The sequence below is a fragment of the Marinobacter sp. ELB17 genome, from assembly GCF_000169375.1.
Lineage (GTDB): Bacteria > Pseudomonadota > Gammaproteobacteria > Pseudomonadales > Oleiphilaceae > Marinobacter.
This window is the reverse complement of record NZ_AAXY01000002.1, coordinates 303589-320502: the sequence shown is the minus strand read 5'-3', so window position 1 is coordinate 320502 and position 16914 is coordinate 303589. Positions and strand designations below refer to the sequence as shown.

The 16914-nt window shown below is 55.3% G+C and carries 15 protein-coding genes and 1 tRNA gene; 9 read left to right on the top strand and 7 right to left on the bottom strand.

Going from position 1 to position 16914, the window contains the following annotated elements; all coding sequences use genetic code 11:
• The first annotated feature begins 22 nt into the window (after positions 1-22).
• The 5 genes from MELB17_RS04300 (at position 23) to MELB17_RS04280 (ending at position 4813) form a co-directional block, all read left to right on the top strand.
• Positions 23-997 (top strand): septal ring lytic transglycosylase RlpA family protein, encoded by a 975-nt coding sequence (locus MELB17_RS04300; RefSeq protein ID WP_007348916.1) that lies wholly within the window; start codon positions 23-25, stop codon positions 995-997.
• A 106-nt stretch (positions 998-1103) separates the two neighbouring features.
• Positions 1104-2270: a D-alanyl-D-alanine carboxypeptidase family protein gene (locus tag MELB17_RS04295; protein WP_036183559.1), complete on the top strand. Its 1167-nt coding sequence runs from the start codon at positions 1104-1106 to the stop codon at positions 2268-2270.
• A 27-nt stretch (positions 2271-2297) separates the two neighbouring features.
• Entirely contained in the window at positions 2298-2567 is a 270-nt protein-coding gene (locus tag MELB17_RS04290) for a YbeD family protein (RefSeq protein WP_007348914.1), read from the top strand.
• A 2-nt stretch (positions 2568-2569) separates the two neighbouring features.
• Positions 2570-3223, top strand: a complete 654-nt coding sequence (lipB, locus tag MELB17_RS04285; protein ID WP_007348913.1) for a lipoyl(octanoyl) transferase LipB — start codon at positions 2570-2572, stop codon at positions 3221-3223.
• A gap of 153 nt (positions 3224-3376) precedes the next feature.
• The gene (locus MELB17_RS04280; protein ID WP_007348912.1) at positions 3377-4813 is read left to right on the top strand and encodes an ABC1 kinase family protein; all 1437 of its coding nucleotides are present in this window, start codon (positions 3377-3379) and stop codon (positions 4811-4813) included.
• On the opposite strand, the gene MELB17_RS04275 is transcribed toward MELB17_RS04280, so the two are convergent.
• Positions 4762-5229: a YqaA family protein gene (locus MELB17_RS04275; RefSeq protein WP_007348911.1), complete on the bottom strand. Its 468-nt coding sequence runs from the start codon at positions 5227-5229 to the stop codon at positions 4762-4764. The two genes, MELB17_RS04280 and MELB17_RS04275, sit on opposite strands and share 52 nt — an antisense overlap.
• A 203-nt stretch (positions 5230-5432) precedes the next feature.
• On the opposite strand from MELB17_RS04275, the gene MELB17_RS04270 reads away from it, so the two are divergent.
• Complete coding sequence (locus MELB17_RS04270; RefSeq protein ID WP_007348910.1) at positions 5433-5684, top strand: GrxA family glutaredoxin; 252 nt, start codon at positions 5433-5435, stop codon at positions 5682-5684.
• A 6-nt stretch (positions 5685-5690) separates the two neighbouring features.
• On the opposite strand, the gene MELB17_RS04265 is transcribed toward MELB17_RS04270, so the two are convergent.
• Positions 5691-6917 carry an EAL and HDOD domain-containing protein gene (locus MELB17_RS04265; RefSeq protein ID WP_007348909.1) on the bottom strand — a complete coding sequence of 409 codons (1227 nt, stop codon included), beginning with the start codon at positions 6915-6917 and terminating at the stop codon, positions 5691-5693.
• A gap of 160 nt (positions 6918-7077) precedes the next feature.
• The gene (locus MELB17_RS04260) at positions 7078-8340 is read right to left on the bottom strand and encodes a 6-phosphofructokinase (protein ID WP_007348908.1); all 1263 of its coding nucleotides are present in this window, start codon (positions 8338-8340) and stop codon (positions 7078-7080) included.
• Between the two features lie 164 nt (positions 8341-8504).
• On the opposite strand from MELB17_RS04260, the gene mpl reads away from it, so the two are divergent.
• Both mpl and MELB17_RS04250 read left to right on the top strand, forming a co-directional pair.
• Positions 8505-9899 (top strand): UDP-N-acetylmuramate:L-alanyl-gamma-D-glutamyl-meso-diaminopimelate ligase, encoded by a 1395-nt coding sequence (gene mpl / locus MELB17_RS04255; protein ID WP_036183556.1) that lies wholly within the window; start codon positions 8505-8507, stop codon positions 9897-9899.
• 38 nt (positions 9900-9937) lie between these two features.
• Complete coding sequence (locus MELB17_RS04250) at positions 9938-10615, top strand: flavin prenyltransferase UbiX (RefSeq protein WP_007348906.1); 678 nt, start codon at positions 9938-9940, stop codon at positions 10613-10615.
• Positions 10616-10832: 217 nt separating this feature from the next.
• On the opposite strand, the gene MELB17_RS04245 is transcribed toward MELB17_RS04250, so the two are convergent.
• The 4 genes from MELB17_RS04245 to MELB17_RS04230 form a co-directional block, all read right to left on the bottom strand.
• Positions 10833-11888: an NAD(P)-dependent alcohol dehydrogenase gene (locus MELB17_RS04245; protein ID WP_007348905.1), complete on the bottom strand. Its 1056-nt coding sequence runs from the start codon at positions 11886-11888 to the stop codon at positions 10833-10835.
• 369 nt (positions 11889-12257) lie between these two features.
• Positions 12258-13022, bottom strand: a complete 765-nt coding sequence (locus MELB17_RS04240) for an ion transporter (RefSeq protein ID WP_007348904.1) — start codon at positions 13020-13022, stop codon at positions 12258-12260.
• Positions 13023-13459: 437 nt separating this feature from the next.
• Positions 13460-13717 carry a DUF6538 domain-containing protein gene (locus MELB17_RS26290; protein WP_319795876.1) on the bottom strand — a complete coding sequence of 86 codons (258 nt, stop codon included), beginning with the start codon at positions 13715-13717 and terminating at the stop codon, positions 13460-13462.
• Between the two features lie 150 nt (positions 13718-13867).
• Positions 13868-13954: transfer RNA gene (locus MELB17_RS04230), tRNA-Leu, on the bottom strand.
• Between the two features lie 330 nt (positions 13955-14284).
• On the opposite strand from MELB17_RS04230, the gene rnr reads away from it, so the two are divergent.
• Entirely contained in the window at positions 14285-16846 is a 2562-nt protein-coding gene (gene rnr, locus MELB17_RS04225) for a ribonuclease R (protein WP_007348902.1), read from the top strand.
• Positions 16847-16914: the final 68 nt, after the last annotated feature.

Here is a 16914-nt window from a genome sequence, read left to right as displayed (position 1 = left end):
CAATTATGGGGGATATCCCACTGTGATCATCAAGTCTGCCCTGTGGGTTGTGTTGGCGGGGGCTCTGGCCATGCTGGTCGGCTGTGCTGCTGCGCCCCCGGAAAAAGACCATTCCGGCCGTTATACGATCCGCCAGGATCGCGCGCCTGACGGCAACTTTGACGCCTCCGGGCTAAAAGATGCGCAACCGCGCTTTGAAGAGCCGCGGCGGGCGGGCAACAAATCGCCTTACACCGTGTGGGGCAAAAAATACAGCGTGATGGACGATAACAACGGTTACGTGGCCGAGGGTATGGCAAGCTGGTACGGTGAAAAGTTTCACGGCCACAAAACCTCTAACGGCGAAGTGTTCGATATGTACCAGATGACCGCTGCCCACAAATCACTGCGCATTCCCAGTTACGCGCGGGTGACCAACCTTGCCAACGGCCGCTCGGTGATTGTGCGGGTAAATGACCGCGGGCCCTTTCATGGCGACCGGATGATTGATTTATCCTACGCTGCGGCCAAACGACTGGGCTACCAGGGCCAGGGTGTTGCACAGGTAGAGGTAGCGGCGATAACGGTGAGCCCGGACGGCGCCATGTTTGTGGTCAATAAACCGTTTGGTGGAGCCGCCAGGGCTCAAGTATTAGCTGCGCAAAAGCCGACGGGCTATTCAGCACCCAGGCCAGAACCCAAGCGCGAGCCTTTGGTGGCGGCGGAGCTGTCCGCGGCAGAACGTCCGGATAGCGCAACAGCGGTTGCGCCTGCCGCGCAGGGCGTATTTGTGCAATTGGCGTCATTTTCCAGCAACGTTGCGGCCGAAAATCTGGTACGGAAAGTTCAAAACCAGGTGCAGACACCCATGCGGGTTAAGGTGGCCGACACCGGTAGCGGGCGTTTTCACCGCGTTCAGGCTGGCCCCTTCAACAATGAACAGAGCGCCCTGCAAGCCCAACAGTTGCTGCAGACCTACGGCTTCTATCAAACCATTTTGCTGACGGACTCTCGTTGACGGACTCTCGCTGACCGATTCGCGCTGGCTGATCCAAGCAGAAGAGCCACGCTGAAGAGTCGCCGGTAAACCCGATCCATACACTGACTGATAAATGAAAAAAACCATGGCTTTTATATCTCTGTTCCGTTCTGCTTTTTTTGTGTACACACTGCTGCTGGTCGTCGCCGGCAACGCTCTGGCCCAGACCGTACTGATACCGGCGCCGCCGCAGATTGCCGGCAGTTCCTACGTGTTGATGGAGCCCAAAAGCGGGCAGGTCATTATGGAAAACAACAGCAGTGAGCGCCTGCCGCCCGCCAGCCTGACTAAAATGATGACCGCGTACATTGTTGAGCGCGAGCTGGATGAGGGCCGTATTGCCATGGGCGACATGGTGCCGATCAGCGTTACTGCCTGGCAAACCGGAGGTTCCCGCACCTTTGTGCGTGAAGGCACCAGTGTAACGGTAGAAGATTTGTTACGTGGGGTAGTGATTCAGTCCGGTAACGACGCCTCGGTGGCCTTGGCGGAATTTGTTGCCGGTAGCGAGGGCGCGTTTGTCGACATCATGAACCAGCAGGCTGACCTTCTGGGCATGACCAATACCAATTTCGAGAACGCCACCGGATTGCCGTCACCCAACCACTATTCAACCGCTCAAGACTTGGCTCTTTTGGCCCAGGCCACCATCAACGATTACCCCGAAACCTATCCGATTTACGCCGAAAAGCACTTCACCTTCAACAACATTCGCCAGCCAAATCGCAACAGCTTGCTGTGGCGTGACAACAGCGTAGACGGGCTGAAAACCGGCCATACCGAAGAAGCCGGATATTGTCTGGTAGCTTCGGCAAAACGCGATGACACCCGTTTTATAGCGGTGGTAATGGGCGCTCGCAGTGCGGAGTCGCGCTCACAAGAAGTGCAGAAAATGCTGAACTATGGCTTCCGTTACTATCAGAGCGAGCGCCTGTTCAGCGCCGGCCAAGAGCTGATTAAGTCACCGGTTTGGGGTGGTGCTGCCAACACATTGCCGGTTGGGGTGTTTGAAGATGTTTATGTCACCATTTCCCGCGGCGCCCGCAATCAGCTGGAATCTGTTATAGACCTTGACTCCGTAGTTAAAGCGCCGGTCAGCGCTGGCGATGAGTTGGGCCGCATCAAGGTTTCGTATCAGGGTGAGGTGCTGGTAGACCAGCCCGTGCTGGCGCTGGTAGATGTGCCTGAGGGTGGGTTTCTCAAGCGTATCTGGGACGCGGTAAAGCTGTTTTTTGTGCAATTGCTCCAGTAAGTCATAACCCCATAGCCGGACAGTAAGATGAGTGACGAAAAAGCACCAAAAATCGAATTTCCCTGCGATTATGCGATCAAGGTGATTGGTAATGCAGCTCCGGATTTCAGGGAGTTTGTGCTGGCAGTGGTTGAACGCCATGCACCGAGGCTAGATGGTAGTAGCGTGACCGTAAACGACAGCCGTAACGGCCGTTTCTGTTCGGTGCGGCTGACCATGGTTGCAACCGGAGAGCCACAACTGCAGGCGCTGTTTAACGAGCTCAAAGCCAGCGGTCGCGTGCACATGGTGCTTTAACCGTGAACCATCTGATTGTGCGCTCTTTGGGCCAACAGCCCTACCTGGAAACCTGGCATGCTATGCAGGCATTTACCGCCAGCCGCGACAAAAACAGCGCTGACGAGCTCTGGTGTCTACAGCACCCGGCGGTTTATACCCAAGGCCAGGCCGGTAAGGCCGAGCATATTCTGGCGCCTGGTGATATACCGGTAGTTCAGGTAGACCGCGGTGGCCAAGTGACATACCACGGCCCCGGCCAACTGGTTATTTATCTGCTGATTGATTTAACTCGCAGTGCTCTGGGTATTCGCGCGCTGGTCAGCCATATTGAACAGTCCATCGTAAACACTCTTGCACCTTTGGGTATCAGCGCCGCGCCGCGAGCCGGTGCGCCGGGGGTGTATGTGGATGGCGCGAAAATCGCGTCGCTGGGTTTGCGTGTACGACGCGGTTGCTCATTCCACGGCCTGGCGCTGAATGTTGCCATGGATATGGAGCCCTTCGCGCGAATCAACCCGTGCGGCTATGCCGGTATGGCCATGTGCCAGGTTCAGGACTTTGCGCAGCACGCCACATTTGCACAAACAGAGCAGCAGCTTGCCGAACAACTGGTCGCCGCCTTAGGCCATAGCTTGGCAGGCGAGGGCTCGGTAAGCTGGCAGCAGGGGTGGTAAATCTGCGCCGAGATGAGTCAGTGACAGGCTAAAAACATTTGAATCAGTAAATATTTACGTTAGAGAGCACTTGAGTGAGCGAATATCTAAGTGAAAGAGTATTTAAGCTGGAAAGATTTAGGGCTGGAGAGCATTTAGAGTTGGAGAGTATTTATGGCAAAAAAGGGATCAGACAATTCTGTCTCACGCATAAAAACCGGCAGCTTCGAACGCAGGCTGAGCCTCACCCGTGCCGGCCTGTACGCTGGCACCCGCATGGCTTCCCACATGGCGACCAATTGGCTGGGTAGCAAAGAGCGCCGCGAACAACGTCACAAAGCCATGATGTCTTCCCAGGCCCGCTTCCTGGTCGACGAGCTTGGCCAGCTAAAAGGCAGCGTGGTCAAGATTGGCCAGGTGATGGCCTTGTACGGCGAGCATTTTCTGCCCGATGAAGTCACCGAAGCCCTGCACACGCTGGAAGATCAGACCACGTCTTTGGCGTGGCCGGCCATTGAGCGCGTGCTACAATCGGAATTGGGCAATGAGCGCCTGGCTCAGCTGGACATTGAGCCTCAGCCTATTGGCGCCGCTTCACTGGGCCAGGTTCATCGCGCCCGGCGCCTGAGTGATGGCCTGGAACTGGTGCTGAAAGTGCAGTATCCCGGTGTGGGGGATGCGGTCGACAGCGATCTGAACTCCGTTGCCAAGATGCTGAAAATGGCCCGTTTAGTTAATTTTGGCCCGGAATTCGACGACTGGCTGGAAGAAGTGCGGGTAATGATGCACCGCGAGGTGGATTACCGCCTGGAAGCCGACACCACTGAACGTTTTCGTCAAATGCTGCTAGACGATCCGCGTTTCATTGTGCCGCGGGTGCTGCCGGAATTCTCCAGCGCCCAAGTGATTGCCTCCACGTATGAGCGCGGTCACCCGGTTAACTCGCCTACGGTTGCCGGAATCTCGTTGGAGCGCCGCAGTGAGCTGGGTAAGGCCGCGCTGGAGCTGTTCTTTCGCGAGTTGTTTGACTGGGGTGAAATTCAGACCGACCCGAACTTTGGCAACTATCGCATTCGCTTGGCCGGGGAGCCGAGCGCAGAAGCAGACCACGATCGTATTGTGCTGCTGGATTTTGGCGCGGTGCAGCGCTATAGCGATGAGTTTCTACAGCCGGTTATCCAGATGATTCGTGCCTCCTATGAAAAGGATCTGGACGCGGTAATCGATGGCGGCGTGCAACTCCGGTTTATGAGCCGTGACTGGCCCACTGAGGTGCTGGAAACCTTTGGTCGGGTGTGTATGTCAGTGTTGGAGCCGTTGATTGGCGACCCCAGCGAATGGCCGGCCGAGGCCGTGAATAGCGCGGGCCAGTATCGCTGGAAACAAAGCGACCTGCCTTCAAGGGTAGCGCGCCAGGCCGCTCGTTCTGCCATTAGCCGTTACTTTCGCGTGCCACCAAAAGAATTCGTGTTTCTGAATCGCAAGTTGATCGGGGTTTACACGTTTATTGCCGTTTTGCAGTCGGAGTTCAATGGCGAGCCAATGTTACGGCGTTATCTTTACCCCGAAAACACCAAACCCGACACCAGCGCCTCGATTTCGGGGCCGTAGGCACTGAGTACCAGCCACATCACAATGGCATAGCGCAGACCCTTGCCGATGCCGACCAGAATGACAAAATTCAGCCAGGGCACGCGCATAATGCCGCCGACTAGCGTAAGCGCGTCGCCGCCAATCGGTAGCCAGCCCATCAGTAACGACCATTGGCCAAAGCGGTTAAAGCGGTTGCGCGCATTGTGCAGCTGCACTTCGGTCATCGGAAACCAGCGCTTGTGCTTGAATCGATCCACCTGGCGCCCGATGATTCCGTTCACCACAGACCCCAGCGTATTTCCAGTTGTGGCCGCAAACCACAACCAAAAAGGCCCATAGCCCTTGGCCAGAAGGGTGCCCAGCAGGATCTCCGAATACGCAGGTAGCAGCGTAGCAGCGGCAAAAGCGGTGGCGAACAGGGTCAGGTATACCACGGGTTCTCCGTATGAAGATTTATTGGATCAGCTTCGGCTTTCGGCATAGTTGGCCAATCGGAATACTAGACTATCGCGGCTATTCAAACAGTCAATTTTCATTCCCCGGCAGCCATGCCATCATGCCTATGGTAATGGAGAAAACATCGATCAAGCCAATAGCTATCAAGCGAACAGGCAAGCATTAATAACGGGGGCAAGTTATGGAAAAAGTCACAATTTTTGGTCGTACTAGTTGCGGTTTCTGTGTAGGGGCCATTCGTCTGTGCGAAGCTCGTGATTTCGAGTTTAAATGGGTAGACATGATTGAGGAAGACATTACTAAAGCGGATATTGCACAGAAAATCGGCAAGCCTGTACATACCGTGCCGCAGATCTTCGTGGGTGAGCAGCACATTGGCGGCTACGATGAATTTTCCGCTTTTGCACGTCAGCAGGAAACAGCCGACCACTGAACGCTGCTAGTTGTCCATTCCATCCAGAACATGGTTGGCCCAGCTGCGGCTTTCCAAAAAATATTGGTTAAGTTTGGCAACCGCTTCGTCACTGGCATTTATCAGGCGGCCCTTCTCAAAAGCTTTGACTAAATGGAGGCTTTTGCCGAGAGGGCCTTCGTGAGCGAGCAGGGCACGCCTGACCTCTTGGGTGAGGGGCAGTTGGTCACACAGTAACTCAAGTTTTTGTCCAAGCAGCACGTCAACCATCGACAGCAAGCCCACCATGAATGCGGGTTCTTTATTTTCCTTGCAGTCTCTTGCCGCCAGCCGAGCGCACATGGCAGCGCGGGTCAGCGCCTGTGGTAATAGCAGCATATTGCACGGATCGTCGTTGGCCAATACCAACATGGTAACCAGGTTAAGCAGACGATTTAGGCCGAGCAACCCCAAGGCTTGGCGTAAGCTGACAATTTCTTGCTTGACGTTATGGTGTGCCGAATTCACCAGGCGAAGCATTTGAACCCCCAATTGGGGATCCTGCACCAGCAACCGTTCTAGCTTGTCATAATCTGCTTCAGGTTTTTGAAGCTCGCCCAGAAGGCGAAGCTGCGCAGACTGATTGCGGCGACGGTTAAGCTTGGTGGTTTGACGGGTTTCCGGACGAGCATAAAAGTAACCCTGAAACAAGGTAAACCCCATGGCTCGGGTCTGGTCGAACTCCTCTTTGGTTTCCACTTTTTCGGCCAGTAAGCTAATGCCGAGAGCCAGGTAGTGCTCTACCTGCTTGCGAGTGGGAGGCTGTTCCTGCATATCCAGTTTGACAATGTCGGCCAAGTCCAGAAGCGGTCGGGTGGCGTCGGTCAGTACAAAGTCATCCAGAGCGATGGTGTAGCCTTGGGATTTTATATGCCTTAGCGCCGCAAGAACGTCTTCGTCACCCTCTACGCTTTCCAGTACTTCGATGACTACCTGCTCTGGGCTGGGTGGCAGAAGCGCCGGATTCAGCAACCACTCGCGCGGGGCGTTTAAAAACAGCTTGCGGCGGCCGCAAATAGACTCTATGCCGGCTTCGTAAAAGACGGCGTTACAGGCCCGTGCAGTGGCGGTCAGACCATCCTCTATAACGGCGGAACGCGCGCCTGCGGTGGCCCTATAAAGCAGCTCGTCGGCCACATGGACCATATCGGCATCGCAAATTGGTTGCAGGGCAATGCAATAAGAGCTGGCGTTGGGTTTTTGCGTGTTTGGCATGAATCAATAGTACCCAGATAATAACACTGGCGGTAAAAACCAAGAGATATTGCAGCATACAATAGAGCGGCGGCCGCTCACACAGCGGATATTTTATTTGGCTGCAAAGCTGGCGATACGGCAGCCTTGGGGCTGCCGTATCGAGTATGGTGGGGTTGTCTCAGAGTTCGAATGCGGTCCTGAGTCGTTTTTCCACCAACTGGTTTTTCAATTTAGCGACTTTTGGTAAGCCGTTTTCAAAAGGTGGAAAACTTTCGCCCTGAATCAGCGGGCTCAGGTAGTCGCGGCAGTCCTGGGTAATGCCGAAACCATCATCGGTGATGTAGTGAATCGGCATTTTCTTTTCCTGGTTAGCCACTTCGCTCAGCGGAGCCTCGCCTACTCTCCAGCGATAAGGCGTTGACTGCTCGCGAACGATGATGGGCATCAGCGCCTGCTTGCCAGCAATGGCCATTTCTACCGCCGCCTTACCAACGGTGTAGGCCTGTTCTACGTCAGTAGCCGAGGCGATATGGCGCGCGCTGCGCTGCAGGTAATCGGCTACGGCCCAGTGGTACTTGTAGCCCAGAGCCTGCTTCATCAGATTTGCCAGCGCGGGTGCAACGCCTCCTAGTTGGGTGTGGCCGAAAGCGTCTCTGGCACCGGCTTCAGCCAAAAAACGGCCATCTTCGTATTGGGCGCCTTCAGAGGCAACAATGACGCAATAACCGTATTCCTTCACGCAAAAATCCACCCGAGCCAGAAAGGCTTCGCGATCGAACGGGATTTCCGGGAATAGGATAATGTGGGGTGGCTCACCCTCGCCCTGACCGGCAAGCCCGCCTGAGGCGGCAATCCAGCCGGCGTGGCGGCCCATCACCTCCAGAATGAACACTTTGGTGGAGGTCTCGCACATCGACTTGATGTCCAAACTGGCTTCCATCGTAGAGATGGCAATGTATTTGGCAACCGAGCCAAAACCCGGGCAGCAATCGGTGAAGGGCAGATCGTTATCAACGGTTTTGGGCACGCCGATGCAGGTAATGGGATAGCCCATTTTTTCGCTGATCTGGGATACCTTGTACGCGGTGTCTTGGGAATCGCCGCCGCCGTTATAGAAGAAATACCCGATGTCGTGGGCGCGGAACACTTCAATCAAGCGCTCGTATTCGCGGCGGTTTTCGGAAATATTTTTCAGCTTGTGGCGACAGGATCCAAACGCACCGCCGGGGGTATGCATCAGTGCGGCAATGGCGCTGTCGGATTCTAGGCTGGTATCGATCAGTTCCTCTTTCAGCGCACCGAGAATACCGTTGCGACCGGCGTACACCTTGCCGATTTTATCCGGGTGCCGGCGAGCGGTTTGAATAACGCCACAGGCGCTGGCGTTTATAACGGCGGTAACACCACCGGATTGTGCATAGAATGCGTTTTTAATGGCCATCTGGCAGGTAAGCCTCTCACTGGTTCGACGATGGCGCGCATGATACGCCAATTACCGGCAATTTTCATGACCGGTAAAACCGAAACGGTCAGCAGCGCATGCTTGACGGGCCGCAGCGTATGGGGGACGCTTGGCAGCGTTTTAATCAGGAGGCGATCGGTTTCATGCATATTCATATATTGGGTATTTGCGGCACCTTTATGGGTAGCTTGGCGGTACTAGCCCGTGAGCTGGGGCACAAGGTGACCGGCTCTGATCAAGGCGTTTATCCGCCCATGAGTACCCAGCTGCAAGCTCAAGGCATCGAGCTGATTGAAGGCTACCACCCTGACAACCTCAAGCCGCGACCCGATCTGGTGCTGATCGGTAACGCCATGTCCCGCGGCAACACTGAAGTAGAGTATGTGCTTAACCGCAATATTCCCTATATGTCCGGCCCCGAATGGCTGGCGCGGGAAGTGTTACACCAGCGTTGGGTGCTGGCGGTAGCCGGCACCCACGGCAAAACCACCACCACCGCCATGCTGCTGTGGATACTGGAGCAGGCCGGGTTTGACGCCGGTTATCTGGTGGGCGGCGTGCCGAAGGATTTGCCGGTGTCTGCGCGCCTGGGCAGCAGTGACTTTTTTGTGATTGAAGCCGACGAATACGACAGCGCGTTTTTCGACAAGCGTTCGAAGTTTGTCCACTATCGCCCTCGCACCTTGATTCTGAACAATCTGGAATTCGACCACGCCGATATTTTTGACAACGTGGAAGCCATCGAGCGCCAGTTCCACCACCTGATTCGCACCGTGCCGTCCCAGGGCTTGATTCTGCGCCCGACGCTGGATAGCCACCTGGACAACGCCATTGCCCTGGGCTGCTGGACGCCGCAGCAAACGCTTTCTATTGGTGGCGAAGCAAACAGCCCAAGCCACTGGCGAGCCGAGCTATTGAGCGACGACGGCAGCCATTTCATGGTGTTGCATCACGAGCAACCGGTGACCGCTGTAAAGTGGGCGCAAACTGGCCTGCACAACGTGCGTAACGCCCTGTCGGCCATTGCCGCAGCGCGCCATGTGGGTGTTACTCCAGACTACGCCATTAGTGCGTTGTGCCGTTTTTCCGGAGTAAAAAGGCGCATGGAGCTGTTGGCGGACATAAATGGCGTAAGGGTGTATGACGACTTCGCCCATCACCCCACAGCTATCGCCACTACTCTGGACGGCTTGCGCAAACAGGTGGGCGATGAGCCAGTGCTGGCGTTGATCGAGCCCCGTTCCAATACCATGAAACAGGGCGTACACAGCGACACCCTGTTGCCCAGCGCGGCGGCCGCCGATCGCGTGCTCTGGGCCAATCTGAACAATTCCAGCTGGTTGCCGGAAATGGTTGAACGCTGGCAACAGGCCAACGCCGACAGTAACTTGCACCGGGTAGAAGCATCAGTAGACGGCTTGATTGCGCGTGTAATGGCAGACTTACCCAGCCCGTGCCACATTGTGATCATGAGCAACGGTGGTTTTGGCGGCATTCACCAACGGCTGATTGCTGAAATCGAACGTATCAGCGGGTAATCCAAGTTAGGCCGTCTTAGAATCGGAGCAAGCCGTGCATGAATGAGGTGCCCGCAGTGAGCAACATAGCAGCAACAGACACTGCCCCGCGAGTCATCAATCTGGCGTTTACCGGTGCTTCCGGAGCGCCTTACGGCCTGCGACTGCTGCAGTGCCTGGTCGCCGCCGGCTGCCGGGTTCAGGTGATGGTCAGCAAAGCCGCGCAGATTGTGATTGCCACCGAAACCGACCTGAAATTGCCCGGCACACCGCCGGCCATGCAACAGTGCCTGAGTGAATACAGCCAGGCAGCCCCAGGCCAGATACTGGTATTTGGCCGAGAAGACTGGTTTTCACCGCCGGCCTCCGGCTCTGGCGAAAAAGCCCCACTGGTGATTTGCCCCTGCAGCACCGGCACACTGTCGGCCCTGGCCACGGGCGCCAGCAACAACCTGATAGAAAGGGCAGGGGACGTAGCCCTGAAAGAACGCCGCCAGCTGATACTGGTGCCGCGCGAGGCGCCCTATTCAGAAGTGCATCTGGAAAACATGCTGAAACTGACCCGCATGGGCGCCGTCATCATGCCGGCAAGCCCGGGGTTTTATCACAACCCGGAAACCATCAACGACTTGGTGGACTTTGTGGTGGCACGTTTGCTGGATCATTTAGGTGTTGATCAGAAACTGATGCCGCGCTGGGGGGAAGAGAGGCTAGCGCGAAAGCTTAAAGGGGGTTAGACGCGAAGTTTTCTGCGTCAGTAGATTTTTTAAGGCCTGTCGCTACTGGAATCAACCAGACAGCGTCCGGCCCTGTATCCAGCAACGTTGAATAATCATTAATCGGAGAGTGCGACGCCTAATTCCGCACATTGTGAGGCGTAAAAAAACCGGAACAGCTTTGCTTTGAGACGGGTTAGGCGCTTAAAAATAGCTTTGTCCCAGCTTCCCTATTGAATCAGGCGTCTTTTAAAGTTGCCATATCAATCACGAAGCGATACTTCACATCGCCTTTTTTTATGCGCTCGTAAGCTTCGTTGATATTCTTGATATCGAGCATTTCGATATCGCAGCTGATGTCGTGTTCAGCGCAGAAATCCAGCATTTCCTGGGTTTCCGGCATGCCACCGATCAGTGAGCCGCCCAATACCCGACGTTTGAGGACCAGATTTCCAGCTTCCAGAGCGGGGTCAATCGGCTCCAGAAGACCCACCAGAATGTGGGTGCCATCATGGCTGAGGCAGTTCAGGTAGGGGTTCAGGTCGTGCTGAACCGGCACTGTATCCAGCATGAAATCAAAAGTTTCAGTGGCGTCCTTCATCTGCTGCTCATCGGTGGAAATCACCACATGGTCGGCGCCCTGTTTCTTGGCTTCTGCGACCTTGCTTTCAGAACGGGTGAAGATGGTCACTTCAGCACCCAGCGCCTTGGCGATCTTCACGCCCATATGGCCGAGGCCGCCCATCCCGATGACACCCACCTTGTCACCCTTTTTGACACCATAGTGGCGCAGTGGGGAATAGGTGGTAATGCCGGCACAAAGCAGCGGTGCAGCGGCGGCGGGGTCCAGCTTCTCCGGTATCCTGACCACGAAACGCTCGCTGACGACCACGTTGTCTGAATAGCCACCAAAAGTGACAGATTGATCGTAACGATCTACGCCGTTGTAGGTGCCAGTCATACCCTCTTTGCAATACTGCTCAAGGCCGGATTCGCAGGCGGAGCAGGTGCGGCAGGAGTCCACCATGCAACCCACGCCAACCATATCCCCAACCTTGTAGGCTGAGACATCGCTGCCTACAGAGGTAACCCGGCCAATAATCTCATGGCCCGGAACCGCCGGGTAAACAGTCACTCCCCAGTCATTCTGCGCAAAGTGAATATCGGTGTGGCAGACACCGCAGTAATCAATTTCGATGGATACATCGTCGGGCCGAGGTTCCCGGCGGTCGAAACCAAACGGTGCGACGCCTGATTCCGCAGATTGTGCGGCGTATGCTTTGGTGTTGGCCATGTCTGTAGCTGCTCCTCAACGGAGTTTAATTCATGTGGAAAATCAGGGTAATGACCCTAACAGCTCACGTGCCCTGTACGTGTCAGCGATTGTCCTTAGGCTCTGTTGCTGAGGAGCGAGCAAAAGCTCAGATCCGGTCCAAGGTGGGGCACCCGTTCCATGTCATCAGGAATCTGTTCCGTCACCGGAAATTGCCATCTATGGCGCAAGTTTCTGGATGCCTGACCTGAAGCTGTCAGGGCTAACTGCCATCGTCGGCGTTGGTGTCATCTGGCAAACGCTAGCTGAGTGGATACCCTTTACCACTTGCCGTGTTCCCTTTCGGCCTCTTGTTCACTTGATGCGACGCTGAAATCGAAAAGCCATTAGTTACTCCTTGTTTTGATCTGCTTCCTGTCGGGTTTGGAAGGCATCACTGAATGCAGCAGCGAGTATCCCGGTTGGCATTGCGACAATACCGATGCCTGAAATAGCCGTGAGACTGGCAAAGAACTTGCCAGCAGCGGTGATTGGTGTGACGTCTCCGTATCCCACGGTTGTTAAAGTAGCCACGCTCCACCAGAGAGCCCTTGGGATACTTCCAAAGTCTTCAGGTTGCAGCTCTGCCTCAAACAGATAAAGAAACGCGCTGGAGACGAGCAGCAGGATAAAGGCGATGGTCGCGCTCATGAGCAGCTCGAACTTGCGTCTGGCGGTAGCTTCCCAGAGCAGATCCCAGGCCTGTGTGAAGCGACCGAGTCGAGATACTCGGAGAATCCTGAATATGCGGGTCAGCCTGAAGTAGAAGGCCAGAGAGTTAGAGACGAAAGGCGCGAGGAACGATAGCAGTGCCAGTAAATCGAAAATAGCCCATCCGGATTTCATGTAGCGGAGCCGCCCAAATGCCCCGGCGTACTTTGGGTTCTCGGAGGCAACGTATACCCGGAGGCCATACTCAATGACAAACAGTGCAAACAGAATGCGCTCTGATATCACAAAGAGGTATGGGTAGGCCTCTCTAATCGGACGCTCGGTCTCAATGACCGCCAGCAAGACCGAGACCATGATCAGTACGCATATCGCAAAGTTGAAGGGGGATAGCCCTTTTCTGTTCCAGGCTGTGGTGTCTACATACCTGTAGAGAAGCTGACGCATTGCTGTTCCTTTCGATGATTGCGCGTTTCCGTAGCCATAGAACCTCGCTGATACGGGCGCCAGTGAAGGAGCAAAGCCATGGCGCCCAGCGTCTGATATTGGCTGTCGCTTGCTTAACCCTTTGTCTTTTAGGGAATCTAGTACTTTGGAGTATTGCGACTACCTGCCCCCTTGGTTAGATCGCTGGACAGTATCCCCTCTTTCATTGGCAAACTGTAGACATTGGACAGGGCGGTTAGACAGTTGTCATTGATGGATTTCGCAGCTAGTGCGCGCCCCTTAGGGCTCGCCCTTTTGTCTCCCTGTTGGGGTGCTTCAGCGAATGGCCGGATATCTTGTCTGGTGACGACTGAAGCAGGCTTGCCTTTGAAGAAGTTGTGCGCTCTCAAAATATAAGTCCGCCAGCCGCCAACTGTTCTCGAGGCGAGGTTCATGCCTTAAGCGTACCGGGTGAATAGTTCAGGGAGGTTTAAGGACTGGTCAATGTTGGCGGGTGCGTAACTTGGTGGCGACCAATCGGCATCACCGAATATCTGAGCGTATGCAGCTTGATAGGCGGCTAGCTCCTGCTCAATTTCTGCTAAGTCTATGAGGACGCGACTTGTGGCTTCTTTGGGGTCTGGCGTTTTCAGTGAACGCTTGATCTCTCGCTGGCCGATGATGGGGCGGAGGTCATCCGGTACGCGCTTGCGTATCCGGTAGTTGGGGCTATTGCTTCAACGGAATGGTGAGCACATTTTCAAACCCATAAAAAAGTCGCTGTGTACCAGTTTAATGTACCAGAGAGATGTGTAAACTATCGATTATGGGGTAATTCGTTGATTTGGAAGGCCATTCTAGTAGAATGGTGCCGAGGAGAGGACTTGAACCTCCACGCCCTTGCGAGCACTAGCACCTGAAGCTAGCGTGTCTACCAATTTCACCACCTCGGCAGGTGATTTGCAGGATGTCTGATGTTTGGAAATCAAAGTCTTCTGCTGCCAGTTAAAGTTGCCCTCAACCGATGGCGCGTACTTTAATGATTCGCCCAAAAGCTGTCAAACACTTTTTTTAAAAGGCTGATATGTTTATTTGCCTTCTCTGACGCCGTAAAGGAAAGGGTTACGAATGTGCCCAAGTGTAAATACTGATGCGCTTTCTACCTGCTTTATAAAGCCTGCGTATCAGGCAGTTTCGGCGAACCGGCGTTATACTGTTATGCTAGCGCCCATTGACTCAATACAGTTGTGCCGCTGAGGCACAGATAGCAAACAAGGATCCGAATGGTTTCCAGTAAGAAGACCTCCAACGACCCCCACGCCAAACGTGAGGCCCAGAATTACGACAACCCGATCCAGAGCCGCGAGTTCATTCTTGCGCATCTGAAAGACCGGGGTGCGCCGGCCACACACGAAACCCTGTGCGAAGAACTGGGGCAGTCGTCCGAAGAAAGCATTGAAGCCCTGCGCCGCCGCCTGATTGCAATGTGCCGCGACGGTCAGCTTATTTGCAACCGCCGCAACGCTTTTTTGCCGATCGAAGAAGCCGACCTGGTGAGCGGCCGGGTGATTGGCCATAAAGATGGCTTCGGGTTTTTAACACCCGATGGCGACGGCACTGACCTGTTTTTGACCGCGCGCCAGATGCGCCAGGTATTCCACGGCGACCGTGTGGTTGCCCGCGTTGACAAAGTAGACGATCGTGGCCGCCGTGAGGGCGTGATTGTTGAGGTTTTGGAGCACCGCACCACGCAAACCGTCGGCCGCTTTTTTAAAGAAAGCGGTATTACGTTTGTGGTGCCTGAAAACGCCCGCATCAACCACGAAGTATTGATACCGGATGAGATGGCCGGTGCGGCACGTCATGGCCAGTACGTGGTGGTCGACATCATTCGCCAGCCCACCCTGCGCAGTCAGCCCACCGGGCGCGTCACCGAAGTGCTGGGTGAGCATATGGCTCCGGGCATGGAAATTGACGTGGCGATTCGTGCTTACGACATTCCCCATTCCTGGCCGGATGCGGTAGGTGAGCAAACCGCGGCCATTTCTGAACAGGTCACCGATGCTGACAAGCGCAATCGCGTGTGCATTCGCGAGCTGCCGCTGGTGACCATTGACGGTGCAGACGCGCGGGATTTCGACGATGCCATCTATTGCGAGCCGCGCCCGCGTGGTGGTTACCGCTTGCTGGTAGCGATTGCCGATGTGTCGCACTATGTACGCCCGGGCTCACCGCTGGATGACGAAGCGCTGAATCGCGGCACCTCAGTGTATTTTCCAGATCACGTAGTGCCCATGCTGCCGGAAAAACTGTCCAACGGTTTGTGCTCGCTGAACCCGGAAGTGGATCGCCTGTGCATGGTGGCGGATATGACGATCAGCGCCGCCGGCAATATCAGTAGCTACACCTTCTATCAGGCGGTAATGAACAGCCACGCGCGGCTGACTTATAACAAGGTCAGCGATATTCTGCAGCACCCCGAATCCCCTCGTGGTATCGACCTGAGCAACCAGTATTCCGCCGTATTGCCCGAGTTGCACAATCTATATGGCTTATATCAGCTGCTGCGCAAAGCGCGTACAGAGCGTGGTGCCATTGATTTTGAAACCACCGAAACCCGTATTGTGTTTGATGCCGAGCGCAAGATTGAAGAAATCGTGCCAGTGCACCGCAACGACGCCCACAAAATTGTGGAAGAATGCATGCTGGCGGCCAACGTGGCTACCGCGCGCTTCCTGAAAAAGCACAAAATGCCGGCGCTGTATCGAGTGCATGATGGCCCATCGGGAGAACGTCTTGGTTCTCTGCGGTTGTTTTTGGGCGAGTTAGGGTTGCAGCTTGGCGGTGGCGACAAGCCTACGTCGGCTGATTACCAGCAACTGCTGGGTTCTATCGGTGAGCGGCCTGATGCTCAAGTGATTCAGACTGTCATGCTGCGCTCCCTGAGCCAAGCAGTTTACAGCCCTGAAGAAGCCGGCCACTTTGGCCTGGGGTATTCGAGCTACGCACACTTTACCTCGCCGATTCGGCGATATCCGGATCTGATCGTGCATCGGGCAATCAAAGCCTGTATTCACGCAGATCAGCCAACGAAAGACGTGATTGCGCCAGACCAGGCAGATGCGGAACTGGCGAAATATCCGTACGATTACGCCCGTATGGAAAAGTTCGGTGAACATGCGTCGATGGCCGAGCGCCGCGCTGACGATGCCACTCGCGACGTAATGGCTTGGTTGAAGTGCGAGTTCCTGAGTGACCACGTAGGTGAGGAATACGACGGGGTCATTGCGGCTGTTGTCGGTTTTGGCTTCTTTGTAGAACTTGCCGACATCTATATCGAAGGCCTGGTGCACATTTCAACGTTGAATGGCGACTACTTCCAACACGATCACGCCAAGCACCGGTTGATTGGCGAACGCACCGCCATCAGTTTTCGTTTGGGTGATGAGGTGCGTGTCAAAGTGATGCGCGTGGGTATGGAAGATCGCAAAATTGACCTAGACCTGGTAAGCACGCCAAAGCGTCGCCAGGCCGACCGCGATGCGCTTGAAGTGAACAGCCGCGGCGGTCGCGATGGAGTTAAGAGTGGCAAAGGTGGCAAAAAAGACGGTAAAGCCAAAGGCGAGCGCAGTAGGCGCGGTAGCAAGTCGGATAAGCCATCTGCAGGCCGCGGGTCCAAATCCGCAGGCCCAAAACCGGGTCGTGCCAAGCCAGCCGCCGGCTCCGCGCGTGATCAACTGGCTGCCGATGCGGCTCGTGCTGCTGGTGGTAAAGCCTCGGCAAGCGACGGCGATGCCAGTGGTGGCGAATTGCGCAAGCCGCGCAAGCGCAGACCCAAGAGCTAGCGAACCGAGCTGACCGATAGTCTTTCGCTGACCACCACCTTGCCGGCTTTAATGTGCGCGCAAGGTGG